The sequence below is a fragment of the Planctomycetota bacterium genome (assembly GCA_033763975.1).
In the GTDB taxonomy this organism is placed as follows: domain Bacteria; phylum Planctomycetota; class Phycisphaerae; order Phycisphaerales; family UBA1924; genus RI-211.
Genome location: JANRJM010000012.1, coordinates 138,706 through 157,352 on the forward strand (window position 1 = coordinate 138,706; position 18,647 = coordinate 157,352).

The following is an 18,647-nucleotide window of genomic DNA, read 5'->3' on the forward strand; positions in this document are numbered from 1 at the left end:
ATGAAAAAACGCCCCGGGGGATCGCCCCGGGGCGCAGAAGACAGCGGCGTGGCGGCGGGCGTCGCCTTAGGGGCAGGGCGCCCCGCCGACGACCTGCTCGAGTGCGGCGATGTCGTCCTGATCAACGTTGCCGTCGCCGTTGAAGTCCGGGTCGTTCGACGAGCATCCGGGATCGCCCGCGACGACCTGCGCCAGGCACGCGATGTCGTCCTGGTCGACGTTGCCGTCGGCGTTGAAGTCGGGGTCGCAGGGCGGGGCGTTGTTGGGCGGCTGGCACGTGCGGGGCGCCTGCGTCGAGAGGATGAGCGACCAGTTGCGCAACGTACCCGTGTCGCCCGAAGCGCGGTCGGAGACGTCGAGCCGCCACTCGCCGTTGGGGCTGAGCCCGTCGAAGGCGCTCAGCGCCCCGTTGGGCGTCCAGGAGCCGGTGAACGGCGCCAGGGTGTTGGCGGCGTTCTCGATGGGATTGCTCGCCTCGTCGTCGAAGATCGACTGGCAGAAGTTGTTGCCGTCGTTGCCGAACTGGCTGGCCGGGACGCCGGGCCGATCAACGACGATCACGGTCGGGGCCCCGCCCGGTGCGCGGAGCGCCAGGACGAGGTCGCCGACCCAGGAGTGCGTGAGGCCGACGGTGGTCGAGCCCTGGGCGGCGCTGCACGACGTGCCGTTGATACGGAAGTTGACGTCCGAGAGCGTGCCGGTCATGCCGGAGACGTTCAGGGGCGCGCTGACGCCGGTGGTGTTGTTGTCGGGGATGGCGAGCGCGGGTCCCGACCAGGTGAAGGTCTGCGAGACGGGCGGGGGCAGCGTGCCCGTGGCGAACGAGAAGTTGTAGGTGCCCGAGCCCTGCGCCGAGGCGATCGAGAGGCGGAGGTTGATGGGATCGCCGCAGGGGTGCGAGGGCGACACGTTGATGACGTAGGGCGTGAGGTTGGTCGCGGGCGCGCCCGGCGCGAGGTTCACGTACGCCGAGACGCCCGAGACGATGGTGACCGTGGGGGTGAGCGACGTGAGCGTGCCGGCGACGCCGGTGGCGGTCTGCGCGCCGCCGTTGAGGACCTGCACGCTGACGCCGATGGCCGACTCGCCGGAATCAATGACGCCGTTGGCGTTGCCGTTGCCGGCGGTATCCGTGAAGGTGTCGACGCCCGTGCCGTTGAGCGCGACGCCGGTGGCGGGCGAGATGGAGAAGTTGGTGTTCGAGATGTCGAAGAAGATGTTGCCGACACCCTCGACGCGGATGCGTGCCGTGCCGGTGGTGATGTTGGGCAGTGTGACGATGTGCGACCCGTCGTTGGGGGTGCTCTCGGCGAGGACGGTGGTCCAGGTGTTCCCGCCGTTGGTCGAGAGCAGGATGCGGACGTTCGCGCACGAGATGGGCGCGCCGGTGGTGCCGGCGACGTTCCACGTCACCGTTCGTGTGCCCGACCAGGCGACGTTGGTGTTGGGGCTGGTGACGGCGAAGGCCTGGCCCGTGTCGGTGACGGAGACGGTCATGTCGTCGGTGGCGATGCCGCCGCCCCCGGCGCGGTTGTCGCGCGCCACGACGCGGTACGAGAGGCTGCGCGTCGTGGTGGGGAGGATCTCGCCGAACGCGACCGTGTTCGCGAGCAGGTTCGAGAGGCGGGGGATGGTGCGTGCCGGGCTGGTGGTCGGCAGCCAGGTGCGCTGGATGGGCGACGACCCGTTGTCGACGTTCACCGCGACGGTGGCGCCCGTGTTCCGCTGCTCCCAGGAGTAGGTCACCGCGTCGCCGTCGGGGTCGCTGCCCGTGGCGGTCAGCACGAAGGGCGTGTTCGCGGGGATGGAGTAGTTGGGCCCGGCGTCGACGATGGGCGTGTTGTTCCCCGTGCTGACGGACGACCCGCACGACGTGCCCGAGACGAAGGCCGACATGAGGGCGATGCTGCCCGAGTGGAACATGGCGTCGGAGTTGTTCTGGAGGTTCGTCGGGCCGCAGATGCCCGCGTAGGCCATGATGGTGGCGCCCGAGCCGGGCTCGTAGGCGAAGGACTGGTCGTCGCCGGGCCCGCCGTCGCAGTTGTTGAAGCAGTGGCGTCCCGCGAACTGATGCCCGACCTCGTGGCAGACGTAGTCGATGACGAACGGGTCGTTCACGGGCGACGGCAGCCCGCTGAGCCCGCGCGCCTTGCCCGTGCCGCACACCGAGGAGAGCTGCGCGACCCCGCCGTTGCCGGTCTGAAAGAGGTGCCCGACGTCGTAGTTGGCGGTGCCGATGATGTTGTTGCACTGGGTCTGGTTGGCGGTCAGGTCGGCGCCGGAGCCGTTGTTCGCGTAGGGATCGGTGGCGGCGTTGGTAAAGATCAGGTTGATGTTGTTCGCCACCAGCGTGAACCGCACCGCCAGGTCGCGCTCGTAGATCTGGTTCATGCGGTTCACCGCGGTGACCACCGCGGCCTGTCCCAGCGCCGCCGTCCCGCCGTGGAACGCCGTGTACTCGCCCGTGGTCGCGATCGCCAGGCGGTACGTCTTGAGGTTGACGATCGCGCGCTCCTCGTAGCGGGGCTCGGGCGCGGGCGCGCCGTCGTCGATCACCGTGCACGCCCAGCCGCCGATGGGCCGGCGCAGGTCACGCTTCCAGTAGCTCGCGACGTGCTCGGTCTCGCCCATCGTCACGGGATCGATGTAGAACGAGCCCTCGCCGGTAAAGACCTGCGCATGGAACCCGTGCGGGGTGTAGTCGAACCGAACGGTGGAGGCGGGATCATCCAGCCCCTGCCCGAGGAACGTCTTGACGTCCGGCAGCGCCGCGGCCAGGCCGGGCTCCATCACCGGCGACTCCACGACCGAGAACCGCATCCACCCGCCGTCCGGGCGCGGCAGGCTCACCACGATCGGCTCCCCGCCCCCCACGGTGTTCTCGAGCGGGGCCGCCCCGAGCGACGCCCGCAGCGCCGGCCACTCGACCCGCACGGGCTGGAACACGTCGGGGCGGACGTTCGCCGGGCCGCCGATGACGTCCTGCGGCACGTCCTTCAGCATCGTGAACGCGCCGTCCGGGCTCTGCACCTGGGCGGACGCGAGCGACGCGCACACCCCCACCACCGCCATCAGCACGATCGACCTCATCGGAGTCCCCTTTGCGCGCGCCATCATGTCGCATCACTTGCATCGGACGAGCACGCGACGTCCGCCAGACTATCAGTCGAGGCACGCGCGTCAAGACGGACGTCCGCGCCGCGTGTGTGCGCGGCGACACGGGCGCGCAAAGAAATGCCCCGGGCACGGGCACCCGGGGCATTCATGGTCTTGGTGTTACGCGGGCCCTGTCCGGACGCAGCGTCCGGAAATCAGCTCCCGCGAGCGGTTACGGGCAGGGCTGGCCGCCGACGACCTGCTCCAGGGCCGCCACGTCGTCCTGGTCGGCGTTGCCGTCGCCGTTGAAGTCCGGATCGATCGAGGCGTCCGCGCAACCGGAGTTGCCGGCGATGACCTGCGCGAGGCACGCGATGTCGTCCTGATCGACGTTGCCGTCGGCGTTGATGTCCGGGTTGCAGGGCACGCTGTCGTCACAGAGGCGCCGGAAGACGCGCAGGTCGTCGATGGCGGCCTCGACGATGCTCGCCGTCCCGCTGTCCTCGGCCCGGAACCGCAGGCGCATCTGGCTCGTGCCCGTCAGCCCGAGGCTCGAGAGCGAGCGGGAGACGGTGACCCAGCCGTTCTGCACGGGCGCGCCCACCGGGATGCTCTCGAACGTGACCCAGGTGGAGCCGTTGTTGTTCGAGATCTGCACCAGCCACGGATCGCCGTAGGTGGTGCTCACGTTGTTGCTGTACCACCGCTGGTACTGGATCTGGAAGTCGCCGGGGCTGGACATGTCGAACACCGGGCTCGTGAGCTGCGTGAACCCGCCGTCGATGTCGAACGTGCCCACGCCGGTGCCGGCGTTGCCGTCGGTCACCCAGCAGTTCACGCCAGGGCTCGGCGTCGTGTCATCCTCTGGCTGGGCCGTCGTCCCCTGCGGGTCCATGCGGTTCCAGTTGCCCGTGGTGGCGGTGTTCGGCCCGACAACCCAGCCCGTGTCGGTCTCCATCGTGTCGTTGATGGGCTCCAGCGTGCTGCTGAACACGGTCGCGGCGTACGACGACGCCGGCGCGTCGACCGGGTCCGTGCGCACGCCCGCGTTCGTGTTCGTCGAGACGTAGTACCGCACGTCCGCGAAGCACCCCGCACCCGGGATGGTCGCGGTGTACGAATCGCCGCCCGTGCTGACCAGCGGCCTGGGCGTGAACGCCCCGCCGTCGACCGAGATGAACAGCTGCTGCGTGTTCGGGGTGATGGTGAGAAGCTGGGGCGACATCGTCACCGTGAACGACGTGGGCGTGTTGGGCTGGAGCTGCGTGGGCAGACCATCGGGGTAGGAGAAGGTCACGCGCTGGGGAACGTCGAAGGCTTCGACGATGCCCGACGTGGACCCGCCCGTGGGGCTGGTGGCCGAGAAGCCCATGCCGCGAGACGCGAAGGCTTCCCAGAGGCGCGCGGTGTTGGCCCCGCCGTAACGGACGAGGTCGGACTGAAGGATGGCGTCGCGCTGCTGGAGGTAGTTGGGGTTGGCGGGGGCGAGCTTCATGCCGTCGACGACGAGCTGCATGATGCGCTCGTTCGCGGCGAACCCGCTGTCGAGGGACATGCGATAGCGCGCCGTGATCAGCGTCGTGCACCACATCTCGCCGTTGTTGTGGACCGACGCGGTGCTGGTGCCCGGGCCGCTGTTCCAGGGCACGCCCGCCGCCGGGGTGAAGGAACTGATGTCCAGGAAGGTGTGGGGGTTCTTGGTGAAGTCGGCGGAGTACGGGTAGCGCCGGATGCCGTAGTAGTAGTTGTTGGTCTCGTTGCCGGCCCACAGGTTCAGCGTCGCGAACCCGCCCGTGGTGTAGGTGCCGAAGAGGTCGTCGCTGGGCTCGGCGGAGAGGCACACGCCGAAGAAGTCGCCCCAGCCCTCGCCCATCGAGCGGGCCTGGGTGCCGGTGAGGGTCGCCTCGTGGCAGCGGATGCTCAGGCCGTGCGTCAGTTCGTGGTAGATGATGTCCACGTCGAGCCCGCCGTCACGATCGAGCGCCGGGGGCGTCCAGAGGTACATCTGGCAGCGGGCGGTAGAGCCATCGGTCGAGCTCGACCAGTTCGCGTTGTTGGTGCCCGAGCCGTCCTGCATTTCCATGCGGACGTAGTCGCCCTGGACGCCGCCGCGCCCGAAGTTGTCGGCCTGGTAGTTGCCGGCGGGCTCGTCGAAGCCCATGGCCCAGAGCCGGTCGTGGTAGGAGTTCGCCGTGTAGAAGCCCTGCGTCACGGTCGCGAGCGAATAGTTCGTGGGGATCTCGGTGATGACGTTGGCGCCGTCCACCGCGATCGGCAGGTCGAAGAGGCGAGCCGCGCTGATGGGGCGCCCGTTGGGGTCGGGCGTGTTCGACGTGCCGTCACGGTCGAGGTACGCGTCGACGTTGTTGCCGGTCGTCGTGTCGCCGCCGTCGGGGATCCACCCGTTGGGCGAGAAGGCGATGATGTCGGCCGGCTGCACGGTGACGAGCTGGCGCGGCACGAAGGGGGCCTGCGAGCCGTCGGGCGAGCTGGGCCCGGGCGTGTAGGGCGCCGGGCTGTCTGACGTGTAGACGCGGTAGGTCACGGGCTGGGTGGTGTCGTTGCACAGCCAGTTGTGACGCCAGAGCACCTCGCCGCTGATCGCGTCGAGGATGACGTCGTACGTGTGCCCCACGCCGGGCGTGGGGATGACGACGTGGAACGCCGGACGCATCGTGTCGCGGGTCGTCGCGAAGTACACGCGCTCCGTGGTCACCGGGGTCCAGGTGTCGAACTCGGGGCCGACGGTCCAGGTCGTCTTCTCGCTGGCGCCGACCGACTCGTTGGGGGTGATCGCGCCCGAGACATACACGCCCGCGTCGCGGGCCGCCAGGCGGATGGCGTCGCCCGCCTCGATGGTGGCGGCGGGGACGTTCCAGCCCTCGGCGGGCTCGGGCACGATTGAGCTGCTGACGTTGATGATCTCGCCCCGGGCCGTCACGTTCGCCCGCAGGATGTTCCCGTAGACCTTGACCCCGCCAATCGCCTGCTGCAGCGTGACGTGGTGCATGATCCCGTGGGTCGAGAAGTCACGGGCGACCATGGCCGCGTCGAGGTCCGCCGCCGAGAGCCCGAAGAGGTCGGCCTGCTCGAGCAGGAACGACTTGACGACCTCGACCGGGGCCGCGTTGCTGGGCCCGCTGAGGAACGCCGCGGTCGACCGCACGAAGTGGGGCGTGCCGAAGAGGTGGTGGTCATCGCTGCGCAGCTGCGGGACGCGGGCCGCCAGCGTCGCGAGCGCCGCCTCGCGGCGCTGCCAGGCCTCGCTCGCGCGGTACGCGCGGAGCGACGCCTCGACCGCCTCGCTGGGCAGCTCGTTCTGCGTCTGGCGGATGTCGAAGAACCGCTCGCCGTTCAAGTGCACGTCGGGCGTGTGGTCACCCAGGACCTCGTCGCCGCCCTTGGGCGGCGACGCCAGCGACGTACCCGACAGCGCGAGCAACGCCGCCGCCGTCATGCCGCACGTCAGACCCATCGGCCCGCTCGCGCGGCGCCACGTGGAACTCATCCCCTGCATGAATCAAGCCTTTCTCCACGCCCGCGCGTGGCCAGATTTCCCCACGACGCCCGCATCACATCACCAGACCATCACCGAAACCGATCGATCCGTTCTTCGGCGTCGCCCACGTCCGGCGGCCCGGCTGGCCGTCCGAAAACGCTCCTCTGCCCGTTCACCATGCTCCTCACGACCACCGCCGTCACCCGGCAGAGGCCTCTCCGTTCAGAACTGCTCGGGGCGCACCGTCCGCGCCCACGGGTGTGGTATATCGACTTTGCCCACGCCCGCAAGCCCCGCCTCTTCGCACTTCGGTAACTTTTTCGGCCCCATCGCGATCCGATCAAAGTCCAAAAATGCAGAGAGCAGGGCGCTGCCGCCCCGCTCCCCGCGAACCTCACGTCTCCTCCTTCTGGTGCCGGATCACGGGCACGGCGAGCCGGCGACGACCTGCTCCAACGCCGCGATGTCCTCATGGTCGACGTTCCCGTCCCGGTCGAAGTCCGGGTCGGCCTCCGGGTGCTCGCCGACCTTGACAGGCCGCCCGCGGACACCCCGCGCTCGTCGTGCGTGTTCGGCCGGAGGCGCCCCGTCCGCCTCCCACCACGAGCCGACGCGGCTCGGTGCGAGGAGCGGGAGGCGAACGGGCGCGACCGGTCGAACACGAGAGCCCCGTGGCCCCGCAGTCGTCCAGCGACGCCGCCCTACCCGTGTCACGCACGTTCAGGAGAATTTTCAACTCTTGAAAGCGTCCGCGTGTCCCTCGACAGCACCCGATGCCCGGCGAGCGGCCTCGACCGCTTGGTTGAACTTCTTGACGCCCGTGTAAACCGTGGTAGGCTGGGCCGCCTGCGCTCCAGCGTGGCGCGCGGGCGGTGTGTCAGCCAGGGGTGAAGGAGTCTCGCCATGTCGCGTGGATTGCTGTTGTCGCTCGTTGCCGGGGCCGCTCCGTGCTTCGCCCAGGTCGTTCAGCCCGCGGACCCTATCGAGGAGTCCATCATCCTGCAGGGCGGCGGGTACGAGTCTCGCGCGCCCGGGTTCGTCTACGACAACCTGAGCCAGACCTTCGGCCAGACCCCCGCCCGCTGGGGCAGCGTGACGAACTGGAAGCACCTGCTCGAGGACGTCTCCTTCGCGCCCGGCCCGTGGGCCAACGCCAGCACTCGCGTGATCGACCAGATCTCGTGGGGCATCCGGCGCGCCGCGGGCGGGCCGTACGCCTGCGACGTCAACTTCAAGTTCTGGGACAAGGACGACGTGAACTTCGCGGGCTTCGCGGCCCCCGGCGCCGTCATGATCAACCCCGGCGCGACCCCCATCGCGGACCTCACGATCGCCCTCGCGAACCAGGGCACCCCGGCCGGCGGCGCCGTGGGCAACCAGTTCACCAACACCCTCACCACGCCGATCAGCATCCCGGACGACGGGTTCTGGCTCGAGGCCAGCATCTACGAGCCCGGCACCACGACCTACCTGACGACCGACAACTTCCGCTGGGTTGTGGCGACCAACTCGAACCTCGCCGCCCCCGCCAACCCCGCCACCATCGGCAGCACCATCCTCGACATCGGCTTCGACGCCGACAACAACGGCACCTTCACCGGCGCCGCCGCCGCCGGCGCCACCATCGAACGCCGCATCTATAACCTCGGCACGCCCACCCGCTCGGCCGGGTACATGTTCCGCGTCCGGGGCGACATCCCCCCGCCCCCGCCCCCCACCACGCGCACCAACGCCGGCTGCATCCCTGACTCCGGCTACTCCAACAGCGGCAGCCTCGCCGGCGGCGACGTCGCCTGGTACGAGGTCTGCCTCGTCACCGACGCCACCGACGCCCTCGTCCAGTTCCTCGACGCCGACACCGAGGGCAGCACCGCCGACGTCTCCCTCGCCCTCTTCAACTCCGATGGGCAGGTCGTCTCCACCGACGCCGACAGCGGCAGCGGCGCGAACGCGCAGCTCTCCTTCGGCGTCGGCCGGCGCGCCGCCGTCGGCGATGGCGTGCAGTACGACGGGCGCAACGGGCAGCTCTTCGCCGGCACGTACTACGTCGCCGTCGCACCCGCCGGCTCCACCTTCGGCGACGGCTTCACCGTCGGCGCCGGCGCGGGCAGCGGCAGCTTCACCCTCAACCTCGCGACCAACGTCAACGGCACCCCCGCCGCCCCCAGCGTTGCACCCATCGTCAACCACGTCGACTACTCCTCCGTGCCCCCCACCGGCCCCATCGGCTTCCCCGATGCCCGCCAGGGCCTGGGCGTCGGCGTCGCCCTCCGCGGCGTGCTCTGGTCCACCTTCGAGGTCGGCGCTGAGGCCGGCTCGGGCGACTCATTCCTCGACATCGACTTCGCCCGCCTCTGCACCAACGTCGCCGACGGCGTCGCCTACATCTTCAACTCCAACGGCGACTTCGTCGCCTACTCCGACGACGAGGGCGAGGGCAACCTCCCGCAGTTCTCCTTCGGCGCCGGCAGCGGCCCGCGCACCTACCCGCCCGCGCTGAGCACCTTCGAAGGCCTCAACGGCACCCTCCCCGCCGGCACCTACTACATGGCCACCGCCCTCTTCGACACCGACGATCTCCAGGCCATCGGCCAGGGCCGCTTCCACGTCCGCGGGCTCTCCGGCTCGGCCTACACCCTCGGCGCCGACATCTACTCCGGCGGCACGCCCGGCTCCGCCTGCGACCCCGACGTGAACCAGGACGGCAACGTCGATCAGGACGACATCTCCTGCCTCGCGCAGGCGGTCGCCGGCGACCCCACCTGCCTCGGCGGCGGCGTCGACCCTGACTTCAACCGCGACGGCAACGTCGACCAGGACGACATCGCCGCCCTCGAGCAGAGCGTCGGCGGCGCCCCCTGCCCGTAACACCGCGCTGACCGCGCGAGCCCGAAGCGCCAGCGAGGGCGCTTCTCCTCACCGCACCGCAACCGCTTGATCGCCCCGGGCCCTCGCCCGGGGCGTTTTTTTGTTAAGAGCCTCTCGCAGGGCGCACGGCACCCGCGCCGCCGGCAGGGGCGAATCCACGGCCGCGATCGCACCGCGCTCTGCCGCTCAGCCGCTGCGGGTGTTGTCGCCCGCCTTCATGAGCCGCTCGCCCTGCTCGGGCGTCATCGAGCCCTCGGCGATGTACGCGGCGATCTCGCGCCGGGTGCGCTCGCGCGCGACGGACGAGATCACGTTCGCCACCGAGCGAATGAGCACGACGAGCACGATGCCGCTGAAGATCAGCACCGGCGTGAGCACGTTGCGATCCGCGATCGTCTCCACCATCTGGTTGACGTCCATGGCCACTCCTCTCGGCGCGCACCCCGCCCCGGGTTTCCCGCCCGTGTTCTTCTCCAAACCCCGGCGTGGGTTTCACCCGACCACGAACATTACCCCGCGCCCCCGTAGGGCCAGGGGGCGCGCGCACCGCGCTCGACGAGCCGCACGAGCCCCAGCACCGCCGAGTACACGCTGAAGGCCAGCAGCCCGCGCCGATCCATCCCGCCCCTCGAGGCCCGCACGCTCATGAGGTCGCCCAGCAGCGACGCCGTCCACGTCGCCCCGTCGAACTGCGTGTCGACCACCGCCCGGGGGGCCTGCCCGGCGAGGCGCAGCGCCAGCCGGTCGGCGTTGTCGATGTCCGTCAGCCCGCGCTCGTCGCCCAGCGTCTCGCGGAACGAGAACGTGCTCCCGTCGCAGCGCAGGTGCGTGCCGTCGCGCAGGTGGAGGTCGACCAGTTCCACGTACGACGCCTGCCGGTCGCGGACGGTGCGGTCCTCGGGGATCGGCAGGCCGCTCGTCGGCTCGACCCGCGTGCGGAGATAGTCCCCCACGCCGCGATCCCGCACCTGCTCCTGCACCGTGCGGCTCCGCCCGCGCACGATGAGGCGGATGTCCGACGCCCGCAGGGGCATGCTCTCGGCGGGCCCCCCGCGCGCCCGCGCAAACTCGGCCATGTACAGGGGCTCGGGGGCGCCCAGCGCCGCCCGCAGCACGCGCAGGCACGGCGGCTCGGTCATGCGGCGCAGGTGCTCGTTCGACACGCCAAGACCCACGACGCCCTCCTCGAGCAGGCGGCGCAGCCCGACCCCGCACTCCCCGAGATCACCCCGGTACACCATCGCCGGGGTCGTGCGGCGGGCCGTCAGGGCCGCGTCCTGCGGCGCGAAGCCGAACGCCCGCTCGAGCAGGTCCGCGACGAACTCGGGCCCAGCGCCCGGGGGCCATCGCGCCACGAACACGTACCCCCGCATCGCGTCGCTCATTCAGGTATCGTGCGCGCCCTCACGCGGCGTGTCCAATGTCCGACCGTGCCCGCCACTCCCCGTCCGCCATCACCCCCGCCCAGCGCGCGGTGCTCGACGCCGTTCTCGCCATGTACCGCCAGGGCTGGTTCCCGATGCACGACGACCGCAGCGGCGGGCTGCGCTGGGTCCAGCCCCGCAAGCGCGCCGTCATCCCGCTCGACCACCGCTTCCACGTCCCCCGGTCGCTGCGGGCGCGCATCCGCGCCGGACGATTCCGCATCACCTCCGACGCCGACTTCCCCCGCGTCGTGCGTGCCTGCGCCCAGCCCCGCCCGGAACGCCCCTCCACCTGGCTCGACGACGACATCGTCGCCCTCTTCGACCTCCTCCACCGCGCCGGGCACGCCCACAGCGTCGAGGCCTGGCTTCCCGGCCCGGGCGCTCCCGCCCCCGCCGCCCCGGGCGCAATCGTCGGCGGGCTGTACGGCCTGTGCGTCGGCAGCGTGTTCTGCGGCGAGTCCATGTTCTCCCGCCCCGACCTCGGCGGCACCGACGCCAGCAAGGTCTGCCTCGTCCGCCTCGTCGAACATCTGCGCGCGCGCGGCTTCACCATGCTCGATTCTCAACTCGCCAACCCCCACCTCGACCAGTTCGGCGCCATCGAGATCGACGCGCGCGAGTACCAGGCCCACCTCGACTCGGCCGCCCTCGAACCACGGGCCTGGACGCCCTTCAACTGACTTCTTCCCGCGGCCGCGCTTCGCCCGCCCGGCGCTATCGCCGCTCCGCCCGAGGCGTGTCCAATCCCGCGCTCACCGCGGCGGGCGCCACCCGCTCCCGCACTCCGGGCAGCGGTCCAGGCCGGTCGTGGTGGTCATGTCGTACCCGCACACCTCGCACCGCCCCGCGTACCACCGGCGACGGCGCTTCGCCAGCAGCGGCAGCAACACCGCCGGCCCCATCACGAACAGCCCCACCGCCCCGCACAGGCTCAGCCCCAGGTACGTCCCCGTCGCGCACACACAATCCTCGCGCCGGCGCACCAGCACGTCGAGCGGGATGATCGCCGCGGCTTCCACGATCGTTCCCATGAACAGGCGCGCCGACAGACGCTGCAGCACGCTCTCGGGCCGCCCCCGCCTGGTGAACGCGATCAGCAGGGGCGTGCTCACCAGCCACCCCGCCGCCAGCACGCCCGCGCCCGCCCACCCGATGAACTCGTCGCTGGGGTTGTTCGCCCCCACCACCACGATCACCGCGTTTCCGACGGCCAGCACCAGCCCGGTGGCGAGCGCGCCCACCAGCAGACCCGCGACGATCAGGCTCCACACGATGCCCCGCCCGTCGCCCGCGGCCCCGGGCTTGCGGATGGGCCACAGGAACAGCACGTGCAGCCCGACGAACGCCAGCGTCGTCACGATCGACGTGACGCCGCCCGTTTCGTCCAGGTTGGTCGCGGATTCCAGGTGCCACATGAACGGCATGCCGATCATGTAGCCGGCCAGCGCGATGACCACGAGGTAGAGCCCCGCAGCCACGCCGCGCCGTTTGAACACCCCCATCGTCCGCATGCGTGCAGACTCACCCGTTCGCGCGGCGTGCGCGCCTCACTTCTTCGCGAGCAGGCGCTCGATGTCCTCGCTGAGCTTGGTGTCGAGGTCGTCGCTGTACCCGCGGTGCACCGACGCGACCTTGCCCTGCTGGTCGATCACGAAGAGCATCGGGTACCCGGTGACGCGGTAGTCCTGCGTGGCGCGCTCCGCGTTCAGCGCCAGGGTGTACGTGTAGCGGTTGCGCCGCATGAACCCCGCCGGGTCGGCGCGCGGGTCGTTCTCGATGTTCATGCCGATGATCTCGACGCCCTTGCCCTTGTACTGCTTGTGCACCTTCTCGATCATGGGCATGGCCTTCACGCACCAGCCGCACCACGTGCCCCAGAAGTCCAGCACCACCACCTTGCCCTGCATGTCGGCCAGGCGCACCGGCTTGCCCGCCGGGTCCTTCAGGTCGAACGCCGGCGCGTCGTCGCCCACCGCCAGCGGGCCCGCCTTGCGCCCCGCGCGGTTCTCCGGGTCGCCCAGGATCTTCTTGCCCCCGCCCCCGGCCTCGCGCGTCTTCGCCGCCTCCGGGTCGCGGATGCGGTAGCCCTGCGGCACGGGCAGCGCGAACACCGCGTTCGCCGCCTCGCCGTCCGTCGCCACCTTCGTCAGTTCCACCACCTGCGCCGTGCCCGCGTTGAATCGCTCGATCCGGCGCGGCAGCCGATCGCTCCGCGCGAACGCGTACCGCACGCCCGTCGGCGCGATCGCCGCGTCCTTCCTCGGCCCGGTCTTCGGCCCGGTCTTGGGCGCCGGGTCCGCCTTCGCCGGCACCGCCGGCGCCTTCGGATCGGGCACCAGCACCACGTCGCACAGCTCGCCCGCGATCGTCTCGCGGCCCTCGAACAACGCCTTGTCACCGTCCTTCCCGAACGGCTCCTCGCTCAGCAGTTCCCACGCCACCACCGGACGCGCGTGCTGCGAGCCCAGGAACGACTGCAGGTCTTCCATCTCCAGCACGGCCTTCTCGAACACGATCTTCTCGCTCGCACGCACCGCCCGCGCGTTCACCCCGTCGTACCCGATCTCGAACGCGTTCGGCGTCGGCGCGTCGCCCGTCGACGGCGTCGCTTCGCCCTTCACATACATCATCCACCCGCCCGCGTCCGCCTTCCGCACCACCACCGTCGCGGCGTACGTCGGCGACGCCTCCGCCCCGCCCGTCACCTTCGCCTCGTACGACAGCGTGCTCACCGTTGCCAGAGCCTCGCGCGCGCCCGCGATGACCGCCTTCGCATACTCCGGCGCCGGGGGCGCCGGGGCCTTCGCCGGCGCCTTCTCCGGCTTCGCCCGCGGGGCGGCCTTCGGGGCCGCGCCCTGCGCCAGCGCCGTGCCGGCCCCCGGCCCGAGCACCACGCACGCCGCTCCGATCACCCCGGCGACGAACGCCGCGCTCCATCCCCGCGTCGTGTGTTTCGACATCGCGCACCCTCCTTGCCGCTGGCACCCGGGGCCCGCCCCGCCCGCCGAGAGTCAGACGGTCACGCCGCCCGGAAGTTCCGTGGGCGAGCGCGTTGACGGAAGTGTACGGGGCGGGGCATGGTCCCGCCGGGGGCACCGGGCCTCCGGGCCGCGCGACGGCTCAGGCGTCGATCGCGCGGACGGGGCTCGGCCCGGCGAGCGCCCGCCCGTTGCTCTCGATGACCGTGCGGTACCAGTGCGCCGAAAGTTTGAGCGTGCGTTCCTGCGAGGGAAAGTCCACGTAGATCAGCCCGAAACGCTCCTTGTACCCCTCCGCCCACTCGAAGTTGTCCATGAGCGACCAGTGGAAGTACCCCCGCACGTCCGCCCCGTCGCGGATGGCCTGGTGCAGCGCGCGCAGGTACCGGCGTGTGAAGTCGATCCGCTGCGCGTCGGGCACCTCGCCCTCGGACGTCATCCAGTCGAGGTTCGCCATGCCGTTCTCCGTGATGACCACCGGCAGGCGATAGCGCTCGAAGATGAACCGGGGCCCCCAGCGCAGCACCTCGGGCGTGACGAACCAGTTGAAACTCGTGCGCGCCGCGCCGGGCGGTGTCGGCACAGCCTCCGCCGCACCGTTCGCCCCGCGCCGCACGAGCGACCCGGAATAGATGTTCACGCCGTAGAAGTCCAGCGGCTGGCAGATCGACTCCATGTCGCCCGCGTGGATCTCCGGCAGGCTGCCCGCGTACGCGTGCAGCCCGTCCTCGGGGTAGCGCCCAAGGCACACGGGGTCGGAGAACCACGTGTTGTTCCACAGGTTCTCGCGCTTCACGCGGAACGTCTCGGCCCGGGCCGCCTCGATGGTCGCGGGGTCCTCGTCGGCGGGGCTGGCGATGTGCCCGACCGGCGCCCAGCCGACCCGCACCGGGCGCGTCGCGCCCGCGCGGATGGCCTGCGTCCCCAGGCCGTGCGCACGCAGCATGTTGTGCACGACCGTCAACTGCTCCGCGCGCGACAGCCGCACGCCCGGCGCGTGCGTTCCGTCGGCGTGCCCCAACTGCGCCACGACCTGCGGCTCGTTGATCGTCATCCAGTGCGTCACCCGGTCTGACAGGCGCGCCGCCACCCGCCCCGCGTACTCCGCGAACCACGACGCGCTCTCGCGGTTCAGCCACCCGCCCCGGTGGTACAGCGCGAGCGGGTAGTCCCAGTGAAACAGCGTCGCCCACGGCGTGATGCCCCGCGCCAACAGCCCGTCCACCAGCCGGTCGTAGAAATCCAGCCCCCGGTCGTTCACGCGCCCCAGGCCCTGCGGCACGACGCGCGGCCAGGACACCGAGAACCGGTACGCCCCCAGCCCCATCGCCTCCATCAGCCCCAGGTCCTCGTCCAGCCGACGCACGTGATCGCACGCCACCTCGCCCGTGTGCCCGGAGTACACCGCGCCCGGGCGCGCCACGAACGCGTCCCACACGCTCCGCCCGCGCTCCTGCTCGCCCGACGAGCCCTCGATCTGGTACGACGACGTGGCCGCTCCCCACACGAAGCCCGGCGGAAACTCGGTCGACATGCGTACGCCCTTCCTCACCCCTTCACCGCGCCGCTCGTCAGCCCGGTGACAAAGTCCTTCTGCAGCAGCAGGAACAACGCGCCCACGGGCAGAATCGAGGCCAGCGTGCCGGCCATCAGCAGCCCATAGTCCTGGTAATATACGTTCTTCAACTGCGCGATCATCACCGCCAGCGGCATTTTCTCCGGCGTCTGCAGCACGACCTGCGGCGACAAGAAGTTGTTCCACGTCGCCAGGAACGTCATCAGCAGGAACGCCGCCACCATCGGCTGCACCAGCGGGAACACCACCCGGAAGAACGCCCGGACCTCGCCGCACGCGTCCATCCGGGCCGCCTCCAGCAGCTCTCGGGGCACGCTCGACAGCGTCGCCTGGCGGAACAGGTAGACCCCGAACGCCGGCGCGATCGCCGGCAGGATCAGCCCCGCGTAGCTGTCCAGCAGCCCCAGCCGGTACAGCACCTGGAACCCCGGCGCGATGAGCAGGGGCGAGGGGATCACCACCGCCGCCATCACCACGTTCGACACCAGCCGCCTGCCCGCGAACTCCAGCGACGCCAGCGCGTACCCGCCCATGGCGCACACGAGCGTCGCGAGCACCGCCGTCACCGACGACAGCACCAGCGAGTTCAGCAGCGCGCGCCCCACGCCCGCCTCGCGGAACAGGCTCCGGAAGTGGTCGAGCGTCAGCCGGTCCCACGCCACGCCCAGCACCCCTTCGCCCCGCGGGAGGAACGGGTACAGCAGGAAGTCGGCGTTGCTCTTGAACGAGGCGCACACGAGCCACACGAACGGCACCGCGATGATCACCGTCGCCACGATGACCAGGATGTAGCACGCGAGCAGCCCGACGCGCCCGGCGCGCGCGTCCATCCCGTCCGATCCGCGCGTCATCGGCGCACCCCCCGCCGGTCGAGGCTGTACTGCACGACCGCGAAGACCCCCAGCACGAGCGCCAGCGCCCACCCGATGGCCGAGGCGTAGCCGAGGTCGCCCGTCTGGAACCCGGTCTGGTAGAGGTACATGACGAGCGTGAGCCCGCGGTTGTCGGGCCCGCTCGTCCCGTTCAGCAGGATGAAGGGCAGCTCGAACAACTGGAAACTCCCCAGAATCGCGAGCAGCACCACGAACGTCGCGACCGGGCGGATCGCGGGGATCACCACGTGCCGGAAGCGCGACCAGGGCCCCGCGCCGTCGAGCAGCGCGGCCTCGCGCATCTCGGGCGAGACGTTCTGCAACGCCGCGAGGAAGTAGACCATGTTGTACCCCACGTACTGCCACAGCGTCGCCACGATGAGCGAGGGGATGACGTACGTGTCGAGCCACGGGAAGTCCAGGTCCCAGCCGATGGCCGCGTGCAGCACCTGGTTGATGAGCCCCGTGCGCTTGTCGAAGAGCACCGTGAAGATCATCGCGACGAACACCACGCCCACCAGCACCGGCGAGAAGATGATCATCCGGAAGAACGCCCGCCCACGCAGGCGCGGGTGGTTCAGCGCCAGCGCCAGCAGCATCGACAGCGGGAGCTGCACGAGCACCGTGCCCACCGTGTACAGCCCCGTGTTCCGCAGCGCCCGCCAGAACAGCGGGTCGGCGAACAACTGCTCGAAGTTCCCCCATCCCACCCCGCGGCTCGTGCCCGGGCCGAACGTCTGACGCGTCGAGAGCACCACCGACGTCGCCAGGGGCCACGCCACGAACACCGCGAACACCGCCAGGAACGGCGCGAGCATCAGCCAAGGCGCGAACCGGGATCGCGGCGCGTCGGTCATGGCTGCACCCCGTCGTCGGGCGGGGCGTCCTCGGCGAAGAACCGGTTGCGCCGCACGTGGCGCATGATGTCGGCCTGCATCGCCTTCAGCAGGCGCGCCGCCTCGGGCTCCAGCGATTCGGGCGTCGCCGGCGGGTGCGCGTCGGCGTACGCCGCCAGTTGCGTCGCGGCGCTCCGCAGCCGGTCGAGCGCCAGCGCGCTGAACGGCGAGTTGTACCGCGGCGGCGTCTGCGGCGCGAGGTTGATGTACGCGCGCCCGCGCGCCTGCCCGCCGAAGTACGCGTCGGGCTCGTCGAACACCGGGTCCGACCAGAACGCCTTCACGGGCGTGATGATGTCGCCCTCGGTGTACAACCGACGCGACAGCTCGGGCGACAAGTACAAGTGCTTCGCGAACGCCCAGCACTCCTCGGGGTTGGGCGCATCGCGCGAGATGCCCAGCATCGTGCCGCCCCACGCGCTCGTCCGGCGGCCGCCCTTCTCCCACGCGGGCAGGGGCATGAGCTTCACCTTCCCGCCCAACTCCGGGATCTCCTTGCGCCAGATGTTGCACATCCAGTCGGGCACGAACGAGGCGAGCACGTACCCGTCGAGCAGCAGCCTGTTTCCGGCCGCACTGAAGTACGGCGCGTCCGCCGCGATCCGGTCCGGGCCGTGCCCCCACGAGACCGCGCGCGCCAGCACCCGCGCGTTGACGGGCGCGTCGAGCATCGGCAGCCCGCGCTCGTCGATGATGCCCCCGCCCGCCTGCAGCAGCAGCATCTCCAGCACGTCCTGGTGCGTCTCCCACAGGTTGAGCAGGTAGCGGTCGGTGCGCTTCGCCCCGCCCGCGTCGTACATCAGCGGGCGCAGCGTGCGCACGAAGTCGTCCCAGGTCTCGATGGTCGACACGTCGATCCCCGCCGCCTCCACGATGTCCGCGCGATAGCCCAGCATCACCGGGTGCACGTCGTGCGGCAGGCCGAAGATCCTCCCGCGGCTTGTCCAGGGCGTGAACGACGACGCGTTGATCGCCTCCAGCAGGCCCTCCTCGCGCAGGCGGTCCGTGAGGTCGAGAAAACCCACCGACTCCACCGGCCCGGCGAAGGCCCGCGCCGCGATCCGCCGCTCGACCTCCATCAGCTCCGCGCTCCGCGTGCCCGACAGGAACGACGAGAGCGTCCGCTGCTCCATGGCCTGCACGCCCAGCAGCGACATGCGGACCGTGGGCTCGCGCGTGCGGTTCCAGTCCTCGACCGCGGGCACGTAGATGTCGCGGTGCAGACGGGCGAAGAGCCACATGCTCGCGCCCGCGGGCGGCGCCTCGCGCCGGGCTAGCATCATGACGCTCGAGACGACCGCGATCGCGCAGATCGCCGCGAACCCCAGCCAGGCCGGGCGCCGACGCCCGTCCGACCCAAGCCGCCCTGCTCTCCCACCGCCCCCGTCGCGCATGGCGTCGCCCCCGGCCGTGGGCCTCACGCGCCCCGAGCCCC

General features: G+C 70.8%; 12 protein-coding genes. 2 read left to right on the forward strand and 10 right to left on the reverse strand.

Going from position 1 to position 18,647, the window contains the following annotated elements:
• Positions 1 to 66: 66 nt before the first annotated feature.
• Entirely contained in the window at positions 67 to 3,090 is a 3,024-nt protein-coding gene (locus SFY69_07205) for a M12 family metallo-peptidase (GenBank protein MDX2131822.1), read from the reverse strand.
• A gap of 238 nt (positions 3,091 to 3,328) precedes the next feature.
• Positions 3,329 to 6,613: a M36 family metallopeptidase gene (locus SFY69_07210; GenBank protein ID MDX2131823.1), complete on the reverse strand. Its 3,285-nt coding sequence runs from the start codon at positions 6,611 to 6,613 to the stop codon at positions 3,329 to 3,331.
• An 885-nt stretch (positions 6,614 to 7,498) separates the two neighbouring features.
• On the opposite strand from SFY69_07210, the gene SFY69_07215 reads away from it, so the two are divergent.
• Entirely contained in the window at positions 7,499 to 9,463 is a 1,965-nt protein-coding gene (locus SFY69_07215; protein MDX2131824.1) for a hypothetical protein, read from the forward strand.
• A 186-nt stretch (positions 9,464 to 9,649) separates the two neighbouring features.
• Here the strand turns inward: SFY69_07215 and SFY69_07220 are convergent, their stop codons facing one another.
• The gene (locus tag SFY69_07220) at positions 9,650 to 9,883 is read right to left on the reverse strand and encodes a hypothetical protein (protein ID MDX2131825.1); all 234 of its coding nucleotides are present in this window, start codon (positions 9,881 to 9,883) and stop codon (positions 9,650 to 9,652) included.
• An 89-nt stretch (positions 9,884 to 9,972) separates the two neighbouring features.
• Positions 9,973 to 10,848, reverse strand: coding sequence for a hypothetical protein (locus tag SFY69_07225; GenBank protein MDX2131826.1), 876 nt, complete (start codon positions 10,846 to 10,848; stop codon positions 9,973 to 9,975).
• Between the two features lie 35 nt (positions 10,849 to 10,883).
• On the opposite strand from SFY69_07225, the gene aat reads away from it, so the two are divergent.
• Positions 10,884 to 11,570, forward strand: a complete 687-nt coding sequence (gene aat, locus SFY69_07230) for a leucyl/phenylalanyl-tRNA--protein transferase (GenBank protein MDX2131827.1) — start codon at positions 10,884 to 10,886, stop codon at positions 11,568 to 11,570.
• A gap of 72 nt (positions 11,571 to 11,642) precedes the next feature.
• Here the strand turns inward: aat and SFY69_07235 are convergent, their stop codons facing one another.
• The 6 genes from SFY69_07235 to SFY69_07260 all read right to left on the reverse strand — a co-directional run bounded on the left by SFY69_07235 (position 11,643) and on the right by SFY69_07260 (position 18,633).
• Entirely contained in the window at positions 11,643 to 12,401 is a 759-nt protein-coding gene (locus SFY69_07235) for a hypothetical protein (protein MDX2131828.1), read from the reverse strand.
• Between the two features lie 36 nt (positions 12,402 to 12,437).
• Entirely contained in the window at positions 12,438 to 13,850 is a 1,413-nt protein-coding gene (locus SFY69_07240; GenBank protein ID MDX2131829.1) for a TlpA disulfide reductase family protein, read from the reverse strand.
• Between the two features lie 160 nt (positions 13,851 to 14,010).
• Positions 14,011 to 15,402: a GH1 family beta-glucosidase gene (locus SFY69_07245; protein ID MDX2131830.1), complete on the reverse strand. Its 1,392-nt coding sequence runs from the start codon at positions 15,400 to 15,402 to the stop codon at positions 14,011 to 14,013.
• Positions 15,403 to 15,416: 14 nt separating this feature from the next.
• Complete coding sequence (locus SFY69_07250) at positions 15,417 to 16,295, reverse strand: carbohydrate ABC transporter permease (GenBank protein MDX2131831.1); 879 nt, start codon at positions 16,293 to 16,295, stop codon at positions 15,417 to 15,419.
• Positions 16,292 to 17,173 carry a sugar ABC transporter permease gene (locus SFY69_07255; GenBank protein MDX2131832.1) on the reverse strand — a complete coding sequence of 294 codons (882 nt, stop codon included), beginning with the start codon at positions 17,171 to 17,173 and terminating at the stop codon, positions 16,292 to 16,294. The genes SFY69_07250 and SFY69_07255 overlap by 4 nt, the downstream gene beginning before the upstream one ends.
• Positions 17,170 to 18,633, reverse strand: coding sequence for an extracellular solute-binding protein (locus tag SFY69_07260; protein ID MDX2131833.1), 1,464 nt, complete (start codon positions 18,631 to 18,633; stop codon positions 17,170 to 17,172). The genes SFY69_07255 and SFY69_07260 overlap by 4 nt, the downstream gene beginning before the upstream one ends.
• Positions 18,634 to 18,647 lie beyond the last annotated feature (14 nt).